Origin of the sequence: Legionella nagasakiensis (assembly GCF_900639915.1) — a bacterium.
GTDB lineage: Bacteria > Pseudomonadota > Gammaproteobacteria > Legionellales > Legionellaceae > Legionella_A > Legionella_A nagasakiensis.
Genome location: NZ_CAAAID010000001.1, coordinates 292,146 through 315,573, shown reverse-complemented (window position 1 = coordinate 315,573; position 23,428 = coordinate 292,146). Strand labels below are relative to the sequence as shown.

Sequence of the window (23,428 nt, the reverse complement as noted above, 5' to 3'; positions counted from 1 at the left end):
CAAGCGTTATCAATGCTCCATCAAGTCCCGTACAATATTCTGATCTGAAAAATCAAATCGTTCATGGCCAATTTGCTGGTATGCCTCATGCCCTTTTCCCGCAATTAAAATAATATCTTCCTTATCAGCAAGGCTAATCGCTTTCTCAATGGCTTGTTTGCGGTCAACTATTTTTAAAACGGCTCGAGACGAAAGCAATCCTTGACTGATGTCAGCAATGATCTGTAGAGGATCTTCAGTACGAGGATTATCACTGGTTACAATGGATAAATCCGCATGTTGGCTTGCAATACGTCCCATGATTGGGCGCTTTGCCTTATCTCGATCGCCACCGCAGCCAAATACAACCATTAAGCGCCCTGCCTTTAATTGATTTAACGTTGAAAGTACATTATCCAACGCGTCTGGTGTATGCGCATAATCAACAATAATGCATGGTTCTTGGCAGATAACTTCCATGCGCCCAGGCGCTGCTTGTAATTTTGCCATGATTGGCACTAATTTAGTTGGATCATAGCCATTCATCAATAAAGTGGTGAATACAGCAAGACTATTATAGATATTAAACTGTCCCAACGTATTAATTTGCAGAGGATAGGTTCCCCAAGGAGAAACGACCTCAAACTCACTGCCAATTCGACTGGTTTGTATATGTATCGCACGTACATCGCAATCAGAATACAACCCATACGTTATTTTCTGGCAGGTTGCATTCAATCTTTTAGCCATATAAGATGCATACACATCATCCAGATTGATAACCGCCGATTTCAGGGTAGCCAACGCAAATAACTCACTTTTTGCCACCGCATAAGCTTCCATCGTATGATGATAATCAAGATGCTCATGACTTAAGTTTGTATAAATAGCATGCACAAAATCAATCTGATCCACCCGCTTCTGGCTTAGGGCATGCGAAGAAACTTCCATGCATACCTGATGCAGACCCTCGCTTCTATATCGATGTAGCAATTGTTGTAAACATAATCCATCCGGCGTTGTATTTGCCAATGGATTTAATGTTTGGATTGTTCCCTCCCCTAGTGTACCAATATAAGCCGCTCGTTGTTCTAAAAGCTCGTAGGCTTGTGCTAATTGATAAGCAATGGTTGTTTTACCATTCGTACCAGTCACTCCCGTCACAGCCAAATCACGTGAAGGATATTCGTAAAAAGAATTAGCAAGAGCCGCTAGCCTTTTCCCTAATCCAGGCATAGGAAGACAGGGAACATCGGGCATCGGTAAACAAGCCTCAGGTAATAATTCAGGTTCATAAATAATTGCCACGGCACCAGCCGCAACAGCTTGACGCATAAATAGGCGACCATCCGCTGCCGCTCCCGGATAAGCCAGAAACAAATAGCCTGGCTTTACTTGGCGACTGTCATTGTGTAACCCGGAAATGTCACAATCTGAAATGAGTTCAGGAAACCATGAATGAAGCAACTTGGCAAGATTCATTACATTCCTCTCCTCATATTGGTTTATCGGGTTGTATGTCCAGAATACGTAAGGCCGTGCCCATGACCTTGGCAAAAAGAGGTGCGGCCACAGCTCCCCCATAATAGCTCACGCGAGAAGGTTCATTAATGACCACAGCAACAATTAATCTTGGCTGGGAAGCTGGAGCAATTCCCACAAAACTGGCAATATGACGTTCCGCTTCATACCCATGTTTACCAGCAATCCGTGCTGTACCAGTCTTGCCAGCAACACGATACCCAGGAATTTTGGCTCTTTTACCGGTACCATCAATGTCAACGACAGCTTCCATCATCGCTAATACTTGATTCGCTGTAGTAGAATTAATCACTTGAACACTTTCATTAGGCTTTTCATAATGCAATAAACGAACTGGCATAAGTCGGCCTTGATTTGCAAAAATCAAATAGCTTTTTGCGAGCTGCAAGGTTGTCATCGACATTCCATAACCAAATCCTAAAGTAGCAAGTACAAATGGATTTGCATCAGCTACTTTAACGATTGTTCCGTCACTCTCACCTGGATAACCGCTTTCAGTCCGCTGGCCAATGCCACATCGTGTCAGCAAGCCTATTAACTGCTCAGGTGGACTGGCTAACACCATTTTACTGACACCAACGTTACTGGAATGCTGCAAAATGCCGGTTACATCCAACAGGCCGTAATTTCTTATATCACGAATGGCATGGCCGTGTACCATCATCCAGCTTGGTCGAGTATCAATCATGCTATCGGCAGTAAAATGACCACTTTCAAGTGCACTTGCAATACTAAAAGGCTTCATAACCGACCCTGGCTCAAATACATCAGTAATCGCTTTATTGCGATACCATTCTGTCGGATAATGTTCACGTACGTTGGGATTAAATGACGGAGCATTTGCAATCGCCAGAACTTCGCCATTCTGAGTGTCTAATACAACAATTGATCCTGATTTCGCAGAAAACTTAGTGATGGTATCTTGCAATTCATGATAGGCAAAATATTGAATACGGCGGTCAATACTAAGCCGTAATTCATGGCCGGGGCGAGGTTCTTTGATAACATCCAGTTCCTCAATAATACGACCTATCCTATCTTTCAAAACTCTTTTCTTGCCATTGATTCCCATCAACCACGGCTGATAGGCTAATTCAAGCCCTTCAATGCCTTGATCATCAATGTCCGTAAATCCAATTAATTGCGCCGTGCTTTCCGCCTGTGGATAATATCGTTTAAATTCCTCCTCAAAATAAACGCCAGGGATGGCTAGCAATTCAATTTCTTTAGCCAGCATGGGAGTTAGCTGTCGTTTTAAATAAATAAATTCACGATTGTTTGTCTGCGTGATACGAGGCATCAATGACTTAGCTGGCAATTGCAATAAACGTGCTAAATCAGCCAATTGCTGTTTGCTTGGATTAAAGATTTTGGGATTCACCCACAATGACTTTACCGGGGTACTCACTGCTAAGGGAGCACCTTGTCTATCCGTAATCATGCCGCGATAGGCAGGGATTTTAACAGTCCGTAAGCTGCGAGCGTCTCCTTGGCTCTGCAGAAACTGTCTATTCTCGACGGTAAGATTATACATGCGCCAAAGCAGTGCCGTCAGAAGAAATATAAAAAAAAACGACACCATCCATAATCTTATTTGATGATTTTTGTTACTCATTTGACCCGTAGCATAATAACTTGCCTGTCTACAGGTAACGACATTTTAAATTTTTCCTGAGCAAGCTGTTGTACTCTTGCCGGTGTCGCAAGACTTGCCTGCTCAAGCAGCAATTGGCCCCATTGCAATTGCAATTCATGCTCTCTTTGTTCAGCGTATTGTAATTGACTAAACGTCATGCGATGCTGATTGGTTACATAGACAACAGCCAACGCACTGGCGAATACGGAAATCAACAAGAAAACCTGAAAACAAAACATTCTGGACAAACGGATATCAGCAAATTGTCCACTAAATATATTGCTTTGGTGAATCATTCTCGCTGCAGCGTTCATGCTATTTTTTCTCCTATCCTAAGTACAGCACTTCGGGCTCGAACGTTGTTCTTGATTTCTTCATCACTCGGTTTAATTGCTTTGCCAACACGCCTAAAATTCGTTACTATTTCAGAAGCCTTAAAAGGAACTCCCCGCGGGGGCTGCACACCACGTTCTGCATCACGCATAAACTGCTTAACAATGCGATCTTCAAGTGAATGAAAACTGATAATGACTAATCGGCCACCCACCGCCAGGCTGTCCATGCATTGTTTTAGAAAGTCCTGCAAGTCGGCTAACTCCCGATTAATGTAAATACGAATCGCCTGGAAAACTCGAGTTGCAGGGTGTTTATGTTTTTCCCATTTAGGGTTTGCCTCCTTGACAATTTCCGCTAAAGTCTGTGTCGTCAATATAGGATTTTGCTCTCGCGCACGAACAATGGCATGAGCAATACGACGCGCATAACGTTCTTCACCATACTGTTTGAAAACAGAGGCCATCGCTTCTTCTTCCGTTTGATTTATAAAACGTGTCGCATCCATCTCCTGGCTGCTATCCATACGCATATCCAGAGGACCCTGCTGCATAAAACTGAAACCACGCTCAGCATTATCTAACTGAGGAGAAGAGACTCCTAAATCAAGCAAAATACCATCAATTTGGCCATAGACACTGCATTTTCGGGCAATGTCACTTAAACTTGCAAAAGATTCATTAAAAATTTTGAATCGTTCATCCTGACCAAAATGCTGTTTTGCATAAGCAATTGCTTCTGGATCCTTATCAATGGCAAGTAATTTTCCGGTTTTATTTAAATGCGTTAAAATAAGACGACTATGACCACCGCGCCCAAATGTTCCATCCACATAGACACCATCCGCCTTAATTGCGAGGCCTTCAATTGATTCCTGCAACAAAACAGATCGATGTGTAGCCATAAATATTCTCCACAACCCTCGTTTGGGGTTTGGTTACAGAGAAAACGTTTTCATCTCATCCGGCAAGCCATCTTCTCTGGATGCTTCTTCAGCCAACCATTGCTCTCGCCTTGATTGCCATATTAGTTCATCCCAAATTTCAAATTTATTACCCTGACCAATCATAACCACTCGTTTGTTTAGTTGGGCGTAATCTCGCAATAAAGGCGGCAACAGAATACGCCCGTTACTATCCAACTCCACATCAGTTGCATGACCAATCAACAAGCGCTGAATCCGACGAGCAGCTGCATTAAAACTTGGCAGACGCTGCAAGTTGTCTTCAATCACCTGCCATTGTCCTGCAGGGTACAGCAGCAAACATGTTTCTTCAGTATCAATGGTCACTACCAACGAAGCACGATCTTGCCCCAACGCTTCTCGATAACGTATAGGAACCGCAAGACGTCCTTTTGTATCAATACTGATTGCATTGATTCCACGAAACATGATTTTTATCTTGTGAGGAAATACCTCCCCACAATTCTCCACTTTTTAGTTATTTTAAACCACTTTTCTACACTATAGGAATACATTTTCGCTAGCGTCAAGTTAAAAACGCTATTTTTTTTTCAAAAAGTCAGAACAAATGGCTGAACTTATCCCTTGATGATCATATATTATTCACTATGATCTTTAAAAGCCATTTGGGCGATTTATTTTGGAGAGATGGTTGGCACATGGTATATCCCTCCCTTTATTTAAAGGGAGGTTAGGAGGGATTTTTAAGTCAGGCTATTATTATTATTCATTCCAACTGCAATGCGGACACCTTCTAATACCAGATCAGACGCAAGATGATCATAAAGCTCATGTTTATCAAATAACGAAGCGAATCCTCCAGTTGCTAACACCAGTACCTGCTGGGTAGGAAATACTTCTTGTTTGATTCGGTGGATTAACTCGCGACAAGAACCCAAAGCACCATAGAATACGCCTGCCTGGATGCTTTCAATGGTGGAACGGCCAACGACTTGGTCCGTCTTTACAATTTCTACGGATGGCAATTTTGCGGTGTTATTTGCCAAAGCATCTACGGCCAAACGCACACCGGGCAAAATAGCCCCGCCTAAGTACACCTTTTTAGCATTAAGCACACAAAAAGTTGTCGCTGTTCCATAATCAATAATAATGAGATTTTTGCCCGGAAAATGATGGGTGGCTGCAATGGCATTAGCAATTCTATCTGCGCCAACTTCCAATGGATTACGATATTGAATATTCAAGCCTGTCTTTACACCTGCTTGCAGGAAAAATGGTTCAATATCAAAATACTTAACACAAGCAGCGCGCAACGAATAATCTAACTGAGGAACGACAGAACATATTCCAATGTTGCTGATTGATTCCGGAGAACATTGATTCTCCCGTAAAACGCTTTTAAGGAAAATTCCAAGTTCATCGGAGGTGCTCATTTTAGAGGTATGGCGAAAACGCAAGCGTATCTCCCCGCCTGCAAATACCCCTCCATAGATATGGGAATTACCTACATCAATACAAAGCATCATGATGCCAGCCTACGTAAGTGAAAGCGCGATCGTAAGGGGAGATAAAACAAGAATCAAGTAAAGATAAAAAAAAGTCGGTCGATAAGCCGGGTTCTGTCGTGGGCAATCATTCATCTGGGATAAACGTCACCGTTTACCTCAAGCGACCTACCCGAATCCCACACGGGCCATGTGTCATGATCTGCACGGATCATCTAGATTCCTATTTGGTCTTGCTCCAAGTGGGGTTTTCCCTGCCACGATTGTTACCAATCGCGCGGTGCGCTCTTACCGCACCTTTTCACCCTTACCTGCAAAATACAGGCGGTATATTTTCTGTGGCACTTTCCGTAGACTTACATCTCCCAGGCGTTACCTGGCACTCCGCCCTATGGAGCCCGGACTTTCCTCCCTTTGCAATAGCAAAGAGCGATTGCCTGACCGACTTTGTAATTAATAATAGCAGAGTGGTTAGCACAAGGCCATATTAAAATTCACGAGTTCCAATAAACTCATCATCAAAATAGCGTTTCAGCTTCGTGCGCAACGTACCACGACTAACACCTAGTACACGAGCTGCCTTTGATTGATTGTAACGCGTCATTTCCATCACTGTGCGAAAAAGAGGCGCTTCAACTTCTTCCACAATAAGTTGGTATAAATTCAAATTGGCATCTTTACTGGTTACCGCATTCAAATAACCTTTCACGGCATGAACCACTTGCTGTGATAATGCTTCATTTTGTTGAACATCTTGCATTACTGCACTCATTTTTTTCTCCAATCTATTCTATCAATCGTTCTATTAGATAATTTACTGCATCCGATCAATATCCATGGACCGAACATCATGATTCATATAATAACAAATGTCTCAAAGAGTGTAAACATTGTTTTAATGATATTCATTTATTAAGTGAAGCTTAAGTGTTTTTTTACTTAAAATTGCATATTTAATATCCAAAATGCAGCAGGATTCTTGCAAAAATCACAGCAGATAAGAGGAATGCACAGAGAAATGGTAATATTACACAAAATCCCATGAGGGTATGGAACCGCTCTTTTGATGGAATGCAATTGAGCTGCGAAAGCGATCTACAGAAAGTTATCCTATGACAAAAATGGCTAATCTACTGTAAAACTCTCACCACAACCACACTGGCCTGTTTGATTTGGATTATGAAACACAAATTTATGGTTTAAGCCTTGCTTGACATAATCAATTTGCATCCCTTTAAGATATGGATAGCTTCCCTTATCAATACACACGACATAATCATCAACAAGCGGCAAAACAATATCTTCTGCTACGGGCGAGCTGATGTAATCTATAACATAAGATAAACCGGAACAACCCGTTTTTTTAACAGACAACCGAATCCCTTTGCTGTCTTGTTTCGTTAAATAAGACAGCACATGCTTCATAGCAGCTTCTGTTAAATCAATGCCTTGCTTAGAACTATTTGTATGCTGAATGACTTCACTCATTAATCGGTCTCTCAAAATCAACTCATGTACTTATTATAACCCCGAATAGAGGTTATTATACCTCAAACTGATGTTTTTCGTGTAATGCAGTAATTCCTTTACATATTACAGTGATGGCATGTCTGACGTGTTCTTCAGTAGTAAATCGACCAAGGGACAGTCTAATAGAACTATAAGCCAATTCTTCACTAAGACCCAATGCCCGTAAGACGTAGGAAGGTTGCGAACTCGCAGACGAGCAAGCAGAAGTGGTGGATACAGCAAGATCACTCAATGCCACTAACAGAGATTCACTGTCAATCCTCTCAAAACTAATGTTGAGATTACCAGCAATTCGTTGTTGACTGTGGCCATTCAATCGAATCCCTGGTAAATGTTTAATCCCCTGCCACAATTGTTCTCTCAGATGCAAGAGGCGAGACTGCTCATTTTCCCTAAGCTTCTCTGACAAAATAAATGCTTCTCCCATTCCTACAATTTGATGCGTAGGTAATGTACCAGAACGCATGCCACCCTCATGTCCACCGCCATAACTCAATGGTTGTAATCGTATTCGCGGTTTGTGCCTAACATATAATGCTCCAACTCCTTTGGGACCATAATTCTTATGAGCAGAAAAAGACATTAGATCAACGGCCATATTCTGTAAATTCAGTTCAAGTTTCCCAGCACTTTGCGCCGCATCAACATGAAAAATAATACCCTTACCCTGTAAGAGTGTGCCAATGGCCTCTATGTCCTGGATCACTCCAATTTCATTATTAACATGCATCACTGAAACTAAAATTGTATCGCTACGCAGTGATTGTTCCAAAATATTCATATCCAACAACCCATTTTCCTGAGGGTTGAGATAAGTCACTTGGAATCCTTCACGCTCTAATTGATGGAAGCTATCCAACACCGCTTTATGTTCCGTCACCATGGTTATCACATGGCGGCCCTTCCGTTGATAAAACCGAGCTGCACCCAAAATGGCCAAATTATCCGCCTCTGTTGCACCTGAAGTGAATACAATTTCTTCGGGCGATGCACCGATCACATCCGCTATTTGCATCCGTGCTCGTTCTACTGCCTTGGCCGCTGTCTGCCCATAACTATGAGTTTTAGAGGAAGGATTACCAAAATGCCCATCAGGTCCAAGATATTTAATCATTTGCTCAACCACGTAGGGGTCAACGGGTGTAGTAGCCATATAATCCAAATAAATGGGTTGTTTACTCATGTAAATTCCTGTCTCTTTCATTGATCCTTTCCTTTATTCATAGCATATTGAATATGCGTCAATATGCCACGCAAAATATTTACTTCCATACGTTCAAGTTTGATGCGGTTAAACATCCGTCGCAATCGTTGTAATAAACGCTTTGGGTTGGATAACTTAAGAAAATCAATCGCTACTAGAACGTCTTGTAAATGAGCATAAAATTGCTCAACTTCCTTCATGGTTGCCTGACTTTCATTACCCATATCAACTTGGGCTCTAGGCGCAATCAATGCCATTCTTATTTCGTAAGCAATAATTTGTACGGCCTGGGCAAGATTAAGAGAACCATAGTCAGGATTACTAGGAATCTGTATATGGTAATGGCAATATAACAATTCCTCATTCGTTAAACCTGCATGTTCACGTCCAAATACAATGGCTATTTCCACATGGTCTGGCGTTTCACTAATAAGTGCTGCTTGCATTCTTGGCGTTAGTCCCTGTAAAGCGATATCACGAGGCCGCGCGCTGGTTGCCAAAACCAATTGACAATCTGCCAGGGCATCCAGGAGTGAATGAGTCACCACCGCATTATGCAATACATCATCAGCACCAGCCGCCATTTCATAGGCCCGCAAGTCTGGAAATGATTTAGGTGAAACCAAATAAAGCCGGTGTAATCCCATCGTTTTCATTGCACGTGCCGCAGCACCAATATTACCTGGATGTGACGTCGCTACCAAAACAATACGAATAGAATCAAACTTCATAATCTATAATTAAGTCTATTTATTTCCAAGATGAGCCAGCAGGCCAAAATATGCTACAATTTTTGCTTTTGTTAACCAAGAGTAAACTTATGCATCCTCTTTTAAATATAGCCATCGGCGCTGCCCGCCAAGCCGGTGAAATCATTATTCGTCATATTGAGCAACTTGACCGTATCAAAATTACAACAAAAAGTCATGAAGAATATTTTTCTGAAGTTGACATAAAATCAGAACAAACCATCATGCAAACCATTCATAAAGCTTACCCGGAACACGGCATTATTGCGGAAGAAAGCGGTGTTTATCAAGATGATGCTGAAACAGTATGGATTATTGATCCGCTCGATGGAACCAATAATTATCTGCATGGTTTTCCATTTTATGCCGTTTCAATTGCCGTGCGAATCAAAGAGCGCATTGAACACGGCGTGGTTTATGATCCTCTACGCCATGAATGTTTCACAGCAAGCCGTGGCAGCGGTGCTCGCTTAAATGATCGGCGCATTCGTGTTTCAAAACAATCCCAGCTTAATTCTGCTTTATTAGGCACAGGATTTACGTTTCGCAATAAAGAAATAGCAAGACGCTATTTGCCAACGTTTGAAGCGTTATATGGGCAATGTGCAGGGTTACGCCGTACAGGTTCCGCTGCTTTGGATTTGGCTTATGTTGCCAGCGGCAGACTGGATGGATTCTGGGAATTTGGTTTGCGCCCTTGGGATATAGCCGCGGGCGCTTTACTGGTTAAAGAAGCAGGTGGATTGGTCGGTGACCCGCAAGGTGGAGAAAATTATTTGAAACAAGGTGACGTTATTGCAGGCACCCCGAAAGTATTCAAATCACTTCTACAAACGCTTGCGCCTGTGATTAAAGTCTAAAAAGTTTGAAAAAATCCCTCCTAACCTCCCTTTATAGTACAAAGGGAGGAACCGTTAAGCGCTTATTTGCAGCCTACGTCGAAAATAACCATAAATTAAACCAAAAAGATCAAAATTTAAACTATTATTATAGTGTAACCATGGAAATATTTACCAATGGACACAAGAATATCAGCCAAACACCAAAACGGGTTCAGTTTAATTGAAGTGCTGATTAGCGTGATAGTATTGGCCATTGGATTGTTGGGCGTTGCAGCAATCCAGCTCAATATGATCCGCTATAACCATTCTGCACAGATGCGATCCATTGCCATAAGCCAAGCAAACAATATGCTCGATCGTATGCGTGCCAACTACAGCGGTGTTAAAACAGGGCTTTACAATAATTTATCAGGCATTCCAGATAATCCTGGTTGTACAACCTGCAGTTCAAGTCAAATCGCTCAACTTGATGCCTATCAGTGGAACAGTAAAAATGCTCTTTTACTGCCTTCTGGTCAAGGAACCGTGGTCGGTAATGGCAATCGTTATACCATCACCCTCTATTGGGATAATAATCGCACTGGTGCCACTGGATTAAATTGCAGCGGTAACGCTCAAGTCGACTTGACCTGTCTTGCAGTGGAGGCTCAGTTATGAATTTCAAAAAGCATAGCAACGGCTTCTCCATCATTGAATTCATGATTGCCATTACCTTAGGCGCACTGTTAGTTGCCACTACAGGATCGATTTATCTGTCAAATAAAGCCAACTACCAGATTCAAACAGGATTGGCACGCCTACAGGAAAATGCACGCTATGCTAATTATTTTTTAACTCGCGAAATTCGAATGGCAGGTTATCAAGGGTGTGCCAGTGAAGAATTTGCTCAGATTACCAATCGTGTCAAAACGCCTTCCGTTACATTGCTTTATGATAAGCCATTGCTCGGTTTTGATGGTTTAAGTGGATCGTTTAGCCCAACACTTCCAAGTAACTTGACAGGCAAAGTACTTCCTGACACGGATGTTCTGGAAATAAGAATGGCGTCCAACACGAATGTTCAGCTAAGAGACGATATGAATCAAACCAATAATCCGATTTTAGTCTACGATCGATTAGGAATTCAGGCCGGTGAAGTCGTTATGATCAGTAATTGTCTTGTTGGCGATATTTTTATTGCAGGCGGTAACACGAATGCCACAGCCATTACTCATACGGTCAATGAGAACACCAGCAATGATCTAAGCGCACCTTATATAGCAGGTGCACACGTCATGCGTTATGTTTATTATGCATTCTATATAAAAAATACTGGCCGCACCAACGCCAGCGGCCAACCCATTTACGCTTTGATAAGACAAGATATTAATGGCAATGAGGTAGAAATTGTCGAAGGCGTGGAACAAATGCGCATTCTTTATGGGGTTGACACCAATGATGATAAGACCGCTGATCATTATCAATCAGCGACTGAAGTCAATAGCAGTAATAATTGGAATAATGTCATTAGCCTTAAGATTAACCTACTATTTTCTACGATTGAAAATGTCGCAAGCCGCCCACAATCGTATCAATTTAATGGCGCATCTTATACGCCAACTGACCGTAAATTACGCCGTGAATGGCAAAGTTTTGTGACCATCCGTAACAGAGGGTTACCATCATGAAAAAACATTCAGGCGCGACCTTAGCCGTGACATTGCTCCTTTTATTTGTCGTATCTTTACTCGGCATCAGTACCATGCAAGTGACCCAATTTCAGGAAAAAATGGCGAGCAATCTTCAGGACAAAGAATTATCATTTAATGCAGCTGAATCAGCGCTTGCCGCAGGCGAAGCCTGGGTACTTTCCTTAAGTCAAGAGCCTCCGGTACTTGCAACTTGTTCTCCATTTCCTTGTGCGCAAGAAACCTATCAAAATATAAATTTTTCAGCGCAATCAAGCGCATGGTGGGAAGCTAATTCCGCCGCCTATCCTTCACAACTAAATAACATAGCAAGCCCACCTCGCTACATTGTTGAGTTCCTACAATTTGTCCCAGACTCCCCCGAGCTGGGTGATTCTTCTAAAAAAAGTACGGGCACTTTTTATTATCAAATTACGGCAAGAGGTACAGGATCATCAGATACTGCCGTCAGTATCTTACAAACAACCATAGGAAGGAGATTCTGATGAACCATATCTTCCCTATGATACATAAGCTCTTCTTTAGTTTAATTTTGTACAGCTTATATTCGGGAAGCGCCTTTGCTGCGCCTTTAAATTTGTCGCAGACCCCTCTTTTTCTTACGGATCAAGTTGCTCCATTGACCATGTTGGTGGTTAGTCGTGATCATAAACTCTATTTTGAAGCCTATAATGACTCTACGGATATTGATGGGGATGGAATAATTGATATCCGTTTTAAACCCAGTGTTGATTACTTCGGTTATTTTGACAGCTATAAATGTTATGCATACAGCGGCGGGGAACAATATTTTTATCCTGTCTCCGTTACTGCTAATAAGCAATGCTCCGGAAATTGGAGTGGCAATTTTCTTAACTATCTTACCACAGCGCGCCTGGATGCCTTACGCAAAGTGCTGTATGGTGGCTATCGTTCCATTGACACGACCGATCAAACCATACTGCAACGTACTTATGTCCCTCAGGATGGCCATAGCTGGGGAAAAGAATATCGCAGTACTGCAATTGATGGCTATGACATCAGTCACTACACACCTTACAGTCAGCCTTCCAGTAACGCCTATCATTTATTTGCCAATACAACACTTCGCAATGGGTCCGGGTTGCCCTTGCTAAGGGTTGCATTAAATCAACCTTACCGTATTTGGGAATGGGTCAGTATAGAGCGCCCCGTTGCGGGAAGTCGAGCTTTAAATGGCGGCAGTGGGCCATTTATTGCAGGAATTACCGACTATGTCGTGCGAGTAAAAGTCTGCGACCAAGCGGTAGGGGTAGAAGAAAATTGCCGTGCTTATGCTTCAGGACACCATAAACCCATTGGCTTATTACAGGAGTTTGGTGAAAATGACTCCATGCAATTTGGTCTTTTAACGGGTACCTATAATAATAATCTTTCTGGTGGAGTAGTCCGCAAAAATATATCCTCCATTACGGATGAAATTAACTTAAATACTGGTCAATTCACCAACGTAAGCGGCATCATTGCCACATTGAACCGGCTCACCGTGACAGGCTTCCAAACGGATTACTCATACAGTTGCGGGTGGATAACCACCCGTAACATCAATAATGGCGAATGCCAAATGTGGGGAAACCCTATTGCTGAAATGATGTATGAAGCCGTGCGTTATTTTGCCGGCAAATCTACTCCCACCTCAGCTTTTGACTATTCGGGAGGAACAGACGCAAGCCTTAATTTGCCCAAACCGGCCTGGCAAGATCCTTACAGCCAATACCCTCGCTGCGCTAAAGCGAACATGCTAGTCATTAGTGATATTTATCCCTCCTATGACAGTGACTACGTGCCAGGAAGCTATTTCAACAGTGTTTCGGGTGATTTATCGCCTGCCCTGGAAGCCGCAACGCTTGGGCAACAAATCTTCACGGGAGAAGGTTTCTTGAGTTTACTCGCCTTTATTGGCCAATCAGCGGGGGTAAGCGACGGCGCACCAACACCAAAAACCGTTACCAGTTTCGGCAACATTCGTGGTCTGGCTCCGCATGATGCCAACTCTCAAGGCAGTTATTATGCCGCCAGCGTGGCTTATTACGGATGGATAAATGATGTAAACAATGCACAAGGAAAACAGAATATAAAATCCTTCATGGTTGGGCTGTCTTCTCCTTCACCAGAAATTACATTTAATGTAGGTGGCCATCCGATTTCTCTCATACCTTTTGGCAAATCGGTCAATGGTTTCGGCATTAACCCAACAGAAGGCCAATACCAACCCACCAACAATATTGTTGACTTCTACATTGAATCCTTAACGGATACGAGTGCAGTGTTTCGCGTTAATTTTGAAGACGTTCAGCAAGGCGCAGATTTTGATATGGATGCAATTGTCAAATACACCGTCACCGTCAATCCTAATAATACGCTGACTGTTAATCTGGAAACAATTTATAGTGCGGGTTCAATCACGCAACACATGGGGTATGTCATTTCAGGCACCACCGCAGACGGCGTCTATCTTGAAGTACGCGACAGTGATACAAGCGCCAATAACGATGTGGATTATTTTTTAGATACACCTCCAGGCCAATTACCTGGACAAGGATGGCAAGATAATGCGGCTCTGCCGATAGTAACCACCCGTACATTTACACCAAGCAATCAGCCTAATGCCACCCTCCTCAAATCCCCTTTATGGTATGCAGCGAAATGGGGTGGATTCAATGATGCTAATAACAATAATACACCGGATCAAACAGAAGAATTTGATAACAGTGGCACAGGTGACCCAGATAACTATTTCTTAGTTACCAATGCTAATAATCTCCAAGCGCAATTGGCGAAAGCATTTGCATCGATTATTGAACGCACAGGTTCTTTCTCCTCCGCCGCCTTAAGCAGTGGTTTTTTAAGTACTGGCACAAGGATTTATCAAGCCATATTTCGCACGGAAGATTGGAGTGGACAATTACTGGCATTTGCCATCGACGAAACCACGGGCGACATCTTAACTACAGGCGGTGGTCCATCGGGTTCCGTATGGGATGCAGCGCAAAAACTTGATCTACAAAATTATAATACGGGCAGGCAAATTTTAACTTATAAACCTTCTGCCAATCTTGGTATTCCTTTTCGCTGGCCAAGCAATCCTGCTTCTCCGACCAACAGCGAACTTGATCTGGTACAAGTCAATGCCTTGAATACCAATCCAACCACCGCTCTTAATGATTCCGACGGCAGTTTACGTCTAAATTATCTACGCGGTGATCAAGGGCAAGAAGAACAAAATGGCGGCCTATTTCGTGACCGTTCTACGTTACTAGGTGATATCATCAATTCAAACCCCGTTGCAATCAGCATGCCTGAACAACAATATCCCGTTGTATGGTCAGGGAATGCTCCTGAAAATAATGTTTCCTACAGCAGCTTCCGCCAAAGCAATCTTAATCGCAAAGCGGTACTGTATGTAGGTGCCAATGACGGCATGCTTCATGCATTCGATGCCGACACGGGCGACGAGCTATTTGCCTATGTACCCTCACCTGTTTATCAAAATCTGCCACAATTAACGTCGCCTAACTACACACATCATTATTATGCAGACGGTTCACCAACCGTCATTGATGTTTTTTCCAATAATCAATGGCGAACCATGCTGGTTGCAGGCTTAAATGGTGGTGGGCAAGGTGTCTATGCGTTAGATGTCACTGATCCTGGGCAATTTAATGAAAATAATGCGGCTAGTATCGTCAAATGGGAATTTACGGATACCAATGATGCGGATTTAGGATTTACCTACAGTCAACCGGTCATCGTTCGTCTGGCGACAGGTCAATGGGCTGCCATTTTTGGCAACGGTTATAACAACACCTATACCGATGGCAATGCAAGCACCACGGGGAATGCGGTGCTTTATATTGTTAACATCAACGATGGGACAATCATTAAAAAACTTGACACAAAAGTAGGCATGAGTGCTGATCCCTTAGGTCTTGGGCGACCAAACGGCATGTCATCGCCTGTCGTTGTTGATCTTGATGGCAACAGCATCGCTGATTTTGTATACGCAGGCGACTTGTTTGGCAATGTCTGGAAAATCAATATTTCCGCTGCAAACGCTAGCCAATGGGACTTCAGTTTCAAATCTGGCAATACACCACTGCCCTTTTTCGTCGCCATGGATAGCAATGGTAATCGCCAACCCATCACCATCAAGCCAACCATCTCTCGCTTGGATGTCAATGCATCGGGATTACAAATTCATATTGGAACCGGAAAATATCTAGAAACTTCAGATAAAACAGATACCAGCATTCAAACCATTTATACGTTGCGTGACACTCATACCACAAGCATTAGCGGCCGTGCCGAATTACGGCAACAAACCATTCTTTCGGAAGAAGGCAACGTTCGTGTGGTCAGTGAAAATTTACTTGCAAACAACGATCGCGGATGGTATCTGGATCTCATTGTTGGCGGTGTGGCCCGTGGCGAGCGTATTATATCTAATATGATTTTCCTTAATAAAAAAATTATTTTCTCAACCATTATTCCCACCGATGATCCTTGTGATTTTGGTGGGGAAAGCTGGTTGATGGAATTAAATGCCTTCACCGGCGCACGATTGAATTATCATGTATTTGATCTGAATAACGATAACTTATTTAATGATGGTGACGCTGTGGTGCATAGCGAAGGAGGACAAGACGTTAGCGTTCCTGCCAGTGGTGTTCAGCCCAATGTTGGCTTAATTAACACCCCCGCTGTTCTTAATGCCGGCAATATTGAATACAAATACCTTCCAGGCACCAGTGGCGACATTCAAAAAGTCACTGAAAATCCTGGCAGCAGCCGTTTTGGCCGCCAATCCTGGCAGCAATTACAATAATACCTAAATAGCTCAGCCAAACGAATTTGGCCGTCACTCTTGTGGAATACCTATTAGAGTATCACTTCCCCCGTCATTATTAAAAAATGGTCTAAAATTAGATTATATAATTATTTTTTGCCATATATGTCTAATTATAAACCGGAAAAGTCGGCTATTGAACGTGCACTTGAACATCCTAATTTTTCAAGGAACGCCACCATCTCTCAATTAATGATCGACTGGCCACGCATAAAACATTATTTATACATCAATGGTCAATCTTTGCAGGCCCACGCTGAAGAAGCTGGTATCGATCTTGATAAAGTATTTGGAGCACCTCATGACCCGATGGTACAGGCCCAATTCAAAACGCTATTAGATCCTCTAATTCCTGCTACGTTCAATGATAAAGATGAAATCTATGATCAATTAGCACAAATCCTTCATCAAGGTGGTCTGCCTACTATCCTGGAAAGAGAACTGCAAACATCATTAACCTATGACGGCATGATGCTTGATAATGTAAAAAGAGGCATGGAAAGACGTATTGATTTAATCCCCACCGACGAAGGCTTTGCAATGAAAGAACTCTTTGTTTACCAAGGCAATCTTTCAAGAAGAGATCCTGACAATCCTGAATACGTACAAAGACCTGGAAAAGCTCCGATATTATCAGGTAAATGCATCTATGAAGTAGCCATTTCCGAAGCTGGTGTAAACCTTGAACTAAAAGAGATGCAACTCAGTTCAACAGAAAAAAAACTGGAAATGCTGTTAATGCCTGATCCCGACCCCATTAGAAAAACACAAAGCATGAAAGAAGGATTGCAGCGAATCAAAGGCGATGTCGATGAATGCTTGGAAGAACGTTTGAGCCCAACCCCATCTCGATGAAGACAATGTCGACAGCCATTCAGAATGGCTGGATAGCAATCCAACCATCATGATGGAAAGAAAAACTATTGCAATCCCGGTTTTATTCCCAGCGCTTGTGGTAGCTCGTTAATCATTGCCGTACCAATGTTTTTTGCCACTTGCTCAAATACCGTATCCTTATGAGTATAATCAACTACCTTATCAAGACCGATGATTTCGCGTACTAATTGGCCACTGCTGGCAAATCCATCGATTAAACCGTATTCTTTTGCCTGAATGCCCGTCCAATATAGGCCTGAAAAGAGTTCATCATTGATTTTCAAACGATTGCCTCGTCCTTCCTTCACTTTGTCAATAAACTGCCGATGAATCAAATCAAGCATCACTTGCAACTTCTTGACCTGCTCTGGCTGCTCTGGAGAAAATTGGTCCATGAATCCCTTATTTTGACCTGAAGTGTATAAGCGCCTTGTGGCTCCGAGTTTTTGCAGAGTATCAACAAAACCAAATCCATTGTATAGCACGCCAATAGAACCAACTAAACTTGAAGGATTAGCGTATATTTCATCCGCTGCCGCCGCGATATAATAGGCAGCAGAAGCGCAAACATCAACACAAACGGCATAGGTTTTAATATCAGGGTATTTTTGATGGTAATAGCGAATGGTATTAAACATATAATCTGCCTGCACAGGGCTACCACCAGGGCTATCGATACGAATAATGAGTGCTTTCATCCCCTTATTTTCATAAGCTTTTTCCATGCTTTTAATTAAATTGTCACTATTGGCGGATTGATTTTCAAAAATAGTTCCTTTCAAATCGATTAAACCAACATGTGGTTTTGTCCGTGCAGTTATTTCTTCGCCACGCAATGAGATTATCTGATAAATACCCCATATAATAAGCACTAGAAAGAAAACCCGTATGATCCATCGCCAAAAACGCTTGCGCTTTTGCTCACGCATGTATTCAAACACAATTTTATTTAATAACGCCTGCGAATCTGAATTATCTATAGAAGAATGATTATCCATACCTGCGACTTGATTTTACCAAGGAAGCCCCCATTTTACGGTAGATAGGAAGTAATTAAAATCATTCTTTAATATTAAGGGCCATCTTATGAGAATGGACAAACTGACATCAAAGTTTCAATTGGCCTTAGCCGATGCACAATCGTTGGCATTAGGCCGAGATAACAGCTTCATTGAGCCAGAACATCTGATGAAAGCTTTATTGGATCAGGAAGGAGGAAGTTGTAGACCTTTGCTTTCTAAAGCCGGCATCAATATTTCACAACTCAGAACACTCATCGACCAAGCGCTTGAGCGTCTTCCCAAAGTGTCTGGAACCGGAGGTGAAATTCATATTTCCAATGCCTTGGGACGACTACTCAATCTAACCGATAAATTATCGCAGCAACGTAAAGATAATTACATTTCCAGCGAATTATTTATTCTGGCAGCTCTTGAAGAAGGTGGCTCGCTGGCAAAATTGCTGAAACAAGCCGGTGCTGAACAAAAAGCCGTTGAAAAAGCCATCGATGAAATTCGTGGTGGTGAGAAAGTCACTGATCCAAATGCCGAAGAACAACGACAAGCACTGGAAAAATACACCATTGATTTAACTGAACGTGCCGAGCAAGGCAAATTGGATCCCGTCATTGGTCGTGACGATGAAATCCGCCGTACCATTCAGGTTTTACAACGTCGTACTAAAAATAATCCGGTGCTTATTGGAGAGCCAGGTGTCGGTAAAACCGCGATTGTTGAAGGACTCGCCCAACGCATCATTAACGGTGAAGTTCCGGAAGGATTAAAAGACAAGCGCCTTTTGTCCTTAGATATGGGGGCATTAATTGCCGGTGCAAAATTCCGCGGCGAATTTGAAGAGCGCTTGAAAGGTGTATTAAACGACCTGGCTAAACAAGAAGGACAAATCATCTTATTCATTGATGAATTACATACGATGGTAGGTGCAGGCAAAGCAGAAGGTGCCATGGATGCAGGCAATATGCTAAAACCCGCGCTCGCTCGCGGTGAATTGCATTGCATCGGTGCAACAACACTGGATGAATATCGCCAATATGTGGAAAAAGATGCAGCTCTTGAGCGTCGTTTTCAAAAAATATTGGTTAATGAACCATCCGTAGAAGACACCATTGCTATTTTAAGAGGTTTAAAAGAACGTTACGAAGTGCATCACGGCGTAGAGATTACCGACCCTGCCATCGTTGCGGCAGCCACCTTATCCCATCGCTATATTACTGACAGGCAACTGCCAGACAAAGCCATTGATTTGATAGACGAAGCCGGCAGCCAAATTCGTATGGAAATTGACTCCAAGCCAGAAAGTCTAGATAAGCTTGACCGTCGACTGATTCAATTAAAAATTGAACGTGAAGCATTAAAAAAAGAAAGCGACGAAGCGTCAAAAAAACGCTTGGACGACTTGGAGCATACGATTACGGATCTTGAAAAGCAATATGCCGATCTGGAAGACGTATGGAAAGCCGAGAAAGCCGTCATGCAAGGCGCAACGCATATTAAAGAAGCACTTGAGCAAGCAAAAATTGAAATGGACACGGCTAAGCGCGCCGGCGATCTGGCACGTATGTCTGAATTGCAATACGGGCGAATCCCTGAGCTTGAAAAGCAATTGGCACAAGTCGGCAGTAAAGAGCCTCAAGAAACCAAGCTGGTACGTAATAAGGTAACAGAAGAAGAAATCGCTGAAGTGGTATCAAAATGGACTGGCATTCCAGTTGCCAAAATGCTTGAAGGTGAAAAAGAGAAGCTTTTACATATGGAAGAAGCCCTTCATCAGCGGGTGATTGGCCAAGAAGAAGCCGTTGATACCGTATCCAATGCAATTCGCCGTTCAAGAGCTGGGCTCTCTGATCCTAATCGCCCCATTGGTTCGTTTCTCTTTTTAGGTCCGACTGGCGTCGGTAAGACAGAACTCTGTAAAGCTTTGGCTGCTTTCCTTTTTGATACCGTCGAAGCCATGGTCCGCATTGATATGTCCGAATTTATGGAAAAACATTCCGTAGCCCGATTAATTGGCGCTCCTCCAGGGTATGTTGGCTATGAAGAAGGCGGTTATTTAACTGAAGCTGTTCGACGACGTCCTTATTCAGTGATTTTACTCGATGAAATTGAGAAAGCACACAGCGATGTATTTAATATTCTCTTGCAAGTCTTGGATGATGGTCGTTTAACCGACGGCCAAGGACGAACCGTGGATTTTCGCAATACAGTCATTGTCATGACCTCCAACATAGGCTCACATTTGATTCAAGATATGGGCAGCAAACTTACCTATGAACAAATAAAATCAGCCGTTATGGATTTAGTGGGCCAGCATTTCCGGCCTGAATTTATCAATCGAATCGATGACAGTATCGTCTTCCATGCTTTAACCAAAGAGCAGATTGCCAATATTGCAATCATTCAAATTCGCTATTTGCAAGAGCGCTTGCAACAGCAAGACATTTCTTTGCACGTTGAACCTCAAGCGCTCAGTCATCTGGCAGAAGCCGGGTTTGATCCAGTCTATGGCGCCAGGCCATTAAAACGAGTCATTCAACAAAAACTGGAAAATCCTTTAGCGCAAGACTTACTGACCGGTCTTTTTAAACCCGGAGATACCATTAACGTGTCGTGGAAAAATGAACAGCTACACTTTGAATCATAACCAGTAGCCTGGATAAGCGAAGCAATATCCAGGAGTAATTTCCGACAAAACCCGGTTACCGCTGGCGCGTTAACCAGGCTACAATTCACTCAATGGCAGCCTGGCTGCTTGCAGCCAGGATTTCTGCTTCGCAATTAACATGCTTCAATGTACAAATTTTTCATCAATTCGTGACACAAGATGCTGATGAATATTGCCAAAGCCGCGATTGCTCATCACCAACAAAGCATCCCCTTCCTGCACGTCTTTAACAACGGTCTCAACAATCGTGTCTACACTAGACAATACAAAATAAGGACAATGCCAATCTTTAGCCACGTCAGATAAGCAAAAATCCATTGGATTCAATACATAAGCGGCATCAATATTTGTCAAAGCCTCTGCCATTTCCTGGGCATGCACACCTGTCCGCATGGTATAAGAGGCAAATTCCAAAACCACTAAAATTCGCCGATGTCGGCCGCTTTGCTTGAGAGCAGCGATGGTTTTTTTGATTGCAGTTGGATGATGGGCAAAATCATCATACACTGTAATTCCATGACGATTTGATTTCACCTCCAAACGTCTTTTTACTGGTATGAAACTTTCTAAAGCCCTCGCTGCAATGCTTGGCTCCACACCTGCATGAATACTGGCGGCAAACGCCGCCAATGCATTTTCAACATTAAAGCGCCCAATCAATGACCAGCTTATTTCTGCTACCTCTTTTCCTTGATGCCACAAACGAAACGACTGGCCACTATCCTCGAGTAACTCAGCTCGCCACGTTGCATCACTGTTACAAGCCATCTCTTCTAGGCGGCTATACTGGCCAAGAGCCATGACTTCATTTAGAGCTGTATCCTCCCGAGGTTTGAGTACCAACCCTTTGCCAGGTATGGTTCTTAAAAAATAGTGAAACTGCTGTTGAATCGATTTTAGATCATCGTAGATATCGGCATGATCAAATTCCAAATTATTCAAAATGGCGATGTCAGGACGATAATGCATGAATTTTGGGCGTTTATCAAAAAAGGCGCTGTCATATTCATCCGCTTCAATAACAAACCATTTACCCGTGCCAAGACAAGCACTGGTATTAAAATTAGGCGCAATCCCCCCTATTAAAAATCCAGGGTTCATTCCCGCATAATACAGGATGTGGGCCAACATGGAGGTGGTGGTTGTTTTTCCATGGGTTCCAGAAACAGCCATTACCCGGTAGCGTGAGAGAATATGCTCAGCCAACCATTGGGGTCCAGAAGTGTACTGAATGCCTGCATTAAGTACGTTTTCAAGCACAGGCATACCGCGCTTAATGGCGTTTCCAACAATAACAAGATCCGCTTTTAAAGCCTGGCTGCTGTCTTCATAGCCTTCAGTCCATTCTATCCCTTGTGCGGCCAGCAAATCACTGACTGGAGGATAACAATTGGCATCGCTGCCAGTAACCCAGAACCCTGCCTCCCGCGCCAATAATGCAAGCGCGCTCATAAAGGTGCCGCTTACACCTAAGATATGAATATGTTGTACAGTCATGATCGGAAAGTAATCACGGATCTTGTTAAAGGTTATTGATTATAGCTGTGCAAAGTAAATGCCGTCCAATTGATTTTTGAACCACCATTCAACGCCAGAAAGAAACCACCAGAATATTGGCTGCAAGCAGTCCAATACTGGCCAATATGGCCGGTAAATAATTAACTTGCAGTGCCTCTTTGTACACATAGGCCGATAACATGAATTGCCACGCTGTTAGAATGAGGGTCAACAGTAAATAGATTATGGTCATTATCGTTGCCAATCCTTGTGAAATCGACCCGCTAACCAATAGTAGCGCCATTAGTATTAAAGGAAAGGCAAGCAGATGTATTATAATGTGCCCTGCAAAAATACAAGTCATTGTCTGAACAGCACGACTTGCCAAATTAAATACTTTTAATAATAAGTAAGTGTAAACGACATATGAAACGACTAAGGAAAGACTACCGAATAAATTGGCATCAAATTTAAATTGTTTTTCATAATCAACCAATTGCCATTGCGCCATAATTAATAAACAAAATAAAGCAGCCACAACCGCCAATAAGAACGGGGAATACGGTGTATTGGCGGG

At 42.7% G+C, this 23,428-nt stretch carries 20 protein-coding genes and 1 other RNA gene; 7 read left to right on the top strand and 14 right to left on the bottom strand.

The window, feature by feature from the left end; genetic code table 11:
• Nucleotides 1–9: 9 nt before the first annotated feature.
• The 11 genes from E1O52_RS01435 to E1O52_RS01385 form a co-directional block, all read right to left on the bottom strand.
• The gene (locus E1O52_RS01435) at nt 10–1,461 is read right to left on the bottom strand and encodes a UDP-N-acetylmuramoyl-L-alanyl-D-glutamate--2,6-diaminopimelate ligase (RefSeq protein WP_133126928.1); all 1,452 of its coding nucleotides are present in this window, start codon (nt 1,459–1,461) and stop codon (nt 10–12) included.
• Nucleotides 1,462–1,474: 13 nt separating this feature from the next.
• Nucleotides 1,475–3,136 carry a peptidoglycan D,D-transpeptidase FtsI family protein gene (locus tag E1O52_RS01430; RefSeq protein ID WP_133126927.1) on the bottom strand — a complete coding sequence of 554 codons (1,662 nt, stop codon included), beginning with the start codon at nt 3,134–3,136 and terminating at the stop codon, nt 1,475–1,477.
• Nucleotides 3,133–3,471, bottom strand: coding sequence for a cell division protein FtsL (ftsL, locus tag E1O52_RS01425; RefSeq protein WP_133126926.1), 339 nt, complete (start codon nt 3,469–3,471; stop codon nt 3,133–3,135). Before ftsL ends, E1O52_RS01430 begins: the two co-directional genes overlap by 4 nt.
• A complete protein-coding gene (rsmH, locus tag E1O52_RS01420; RefSeq protein ID WP_133126925.1) occupies nt 3,468–4,394 on the bottom strand; it encodes a 16S rRNA (cytosine(1402)-N(4))-methyltransferase RsmH in 927 nt (308 codons plus the stop codon). Before rsmH ends, ftsL begins: the two co-directional genes overlap by 4 nt.
• Nucleotides 4,395–4,427: 33 nt before the next feature.
• Entirely contained in the window at nt 4,428–4,883 is a 456-nt protein-coding gene (gene mraZ / locus E1O52_RS01415) for a division/cell wall cluster transcriptional repressor MraZ (protein WP_133126924.1), read from the bottom strand.
• 275 nt (nt 4,884–5,158) lie between these two features.
• The gene (locus E1O52_RS01410; RefSeq protein ID WP_133126923.1) at nt 5,159–5,941 is read right to left on the bottom strand and encodes a type III pantothenate kinase; all 783 of its coding nucleotides are present in this window, start codon (nt 5,939–5,941) and stop codon (nt 5,159–5,161) included.
• Nucleotides 5,942–6,007: 66 nt separating this feature from the next.
• Nucleotides 6,008–6,369: RNase P RNA component class A (gene rnpB, locus E1O52_RS01405), an RNA gene on the bottom strand.
• Between the two features lie 38 nt (nt 6,370–6,407).
• Nucleotides 6,408–6,692, bottom strand: a complete 285-nt coding sequence (locus E1O52_RS01400) for a helix-turn-helix domain-containing protein (protein WP_133126922.1) — start codon at nt 6,690–6,692, stop codon at nt 6,408–6,410.
• Nucleotides 6,693–7,045: 353 nt separating this feature from the next.
• Nucleotides 7,046–7,408 (bottom strand): HesB/IscA family protein, encoded by a 363-nt coding sequence (locus tag E1O52_RS01395; protein WP_133126921.1) that lies wholly within the window; start codon nt 7,406–7,408, stop codon nt 7,046–7,048.
• A gap of 55 nt (nt 7,409–7,463) precedes the next feature.
• On the bottom strand, nt 7,464–8,633 hold the full coding sequence (locus tag E1O52_RS01390) for an IscS subfamily cysteine desulfurase (RefSeq protein ID WP_133126920.1): 1,170 nt from the start codon (nt 8,631–8,633) through the stop codon (nt 7,464–7,466).
• Nucleotides 8,634–8,650: 17 nt separating this feature from the next.
• The gene (locus tag E1O52_RS01385; RefSeq protein WP_133126919.1) at nt 8,651–9,385 is read right to left on the bottom strand and encodes an RNA methyltransferase; all 735 of its coding nucleotides are present in this window, start codon (nt 9,383–9,385) and stop codon (nt 8,651–8,653) included.
• A gap of 89 nt (nt 9,386–9,474) precedes the next feature.
• Here E1O52_RS01385 and E1O52_RS01380 point away from each other — a divergent pair, with 89 nt between their 5' ends.
• The 6 genes from E1O52_RS01380 to E1O52_RS01355 all read left to right on the top strand — a co-directional run bounded on the left by E1O52_RS01380 (nt 9,475) and on the right by E1O52_RS01355 (nt 17,652).
• The gene (locus E1O52_RS01380) at nt 9,475–10,263 is read left to right on the top strand and encodes an inositol monophosphatase family protein (protein WP_133126918.1); all 789 of its coding nucleotides are present in this window, start codon (nt 9,475–9,477) and stop codon (nt 10,261–10,263) included.
• 156 nt (nt 10,264–10,419) lie between these two features.
• Complete coding sequence (pilV, locus tag E1O52_RS01375) at nt 10,420–10,902, top strand: type IV pilus modification protein PilV (RefSeq protein ID WP_133126917.1); 483 nt, start codon at nt 10,420–10,422, stop codon at nt 10,900–10,902.
• Nucleotides 10,899–11,912, top strand: a complete 1,014-nt coding sequence (locus E1O52_RS01370; protein WP_133126916.1) for a PilW family protein — start codon at nt 10,899–10,901, stop codon at nt 11,910–11,912. The genes pilV and E1O52_RS01370 overlap by 4 nt, the downstream gene beginning before the upstream one ends.
• Nucleotides 11,909–12,418: a pilus assembly PilX family protein gene (locus tag E1O52_RS01365; protein ID WP_133126915.1), complete on the top strand. Its 510-nt coding sequence runs from the start codon at nt 11,909–11,911 to the stop codon at nt 12,416–12,418. The genes E1O52_RS01370 and E1O52_RS01365 overlap by 4 nt, the downstream gene beginning before the upstream one ends.
• Nucleotides 12,418–16,776 carry a pilus assembly protein gene (locus E1O52_RS01360; RefSeq protein ID WP_133126914.1) on the top strand — a complete coding sequence of 1,453 codons (4,359 nt, stop codon included), beginning with the start codon at nt 12,418–12,420 and terminating at the stop codon, nt 16,774–16,776. The genes E1O52_RS01365 and E1O52_RS01360 overlap by 1 nt, the downstream gene beginning before the upstream one ends.
• A 126-nt stretch (nt 16,777–16,902) precedes the next feature.
• Nucleotides 16,903–17,652 (top strand): hypothetical protein, encoded by a 750-nt coding sequence (locus E1O52_RS01355; RefSeq protein WP_133126913.1) that lies wholly within the window; start codon nt 16,903–16,905, stop codon nt 17,650–17,652.
• Nucleotides 17,653–17,717: 65 nt separating this feature from the next.
• Here the strand turns inward: E1O52_RS01355 and E1O52_RS01350 are convergent, their stop codons facing one another.
• Nucleotides 17,718–18,671, bottom strand: a complete 954-nt coding sequence (locus E1O52_RS01350) for a S49 family peptidase (protein WP_133126912.1) — start codon at nt 18,669–18,671, stop codon at nt 17,718–17,720.
• A gap of 88 nt (nt 18,672–18,759) precedes the next feature.
• Between E1O52_RS01350 and clpB the strand changes: the two genes are divergently transcribed.
• The gene (gene clpB, locus E1O52_RS01345) at nt 18,760–21,333 is read left to right on the top strand and encodes an ATP-dependent chaperone ClpB (RefSeq protein ID WP_133126911.1); all 2,574 of its coding nucleotides are present in this window, start codon (nt 18,760–18,762) and stop codon (nt 21,331–21,333) included.
• A 144-nt stretch (nt 21,334–21,477) separates the two neighbouring features.
• Here clpB and mpl read toward each other — a convergent pair whose 3' ends face one another.
• On the bottom strand, nt 21,478–22,851 hold the full coding sequence (mpl, locus tag E1O52_RS01340) for a UDP-N-acetylmuramate:L-alanyl-gamma-D-glutamyl-meso-diaminopimelate ligase (protein ID WP_133126910.1): 1,374 nt from the start codon (nt 22,849–22,851) through the stop codon (nt 21,478–21,480).
• An 88-nt stretch (nt 22,852–22,939) separates the two neighbouring features.
• A partial coding sequence (locus tag E1O52_RS01335; protein WP_165474670.1) for a hypothetical protein occupies nt 22,940–23,428 on the bottom strand: 489 nt, incomplete at its 5' end.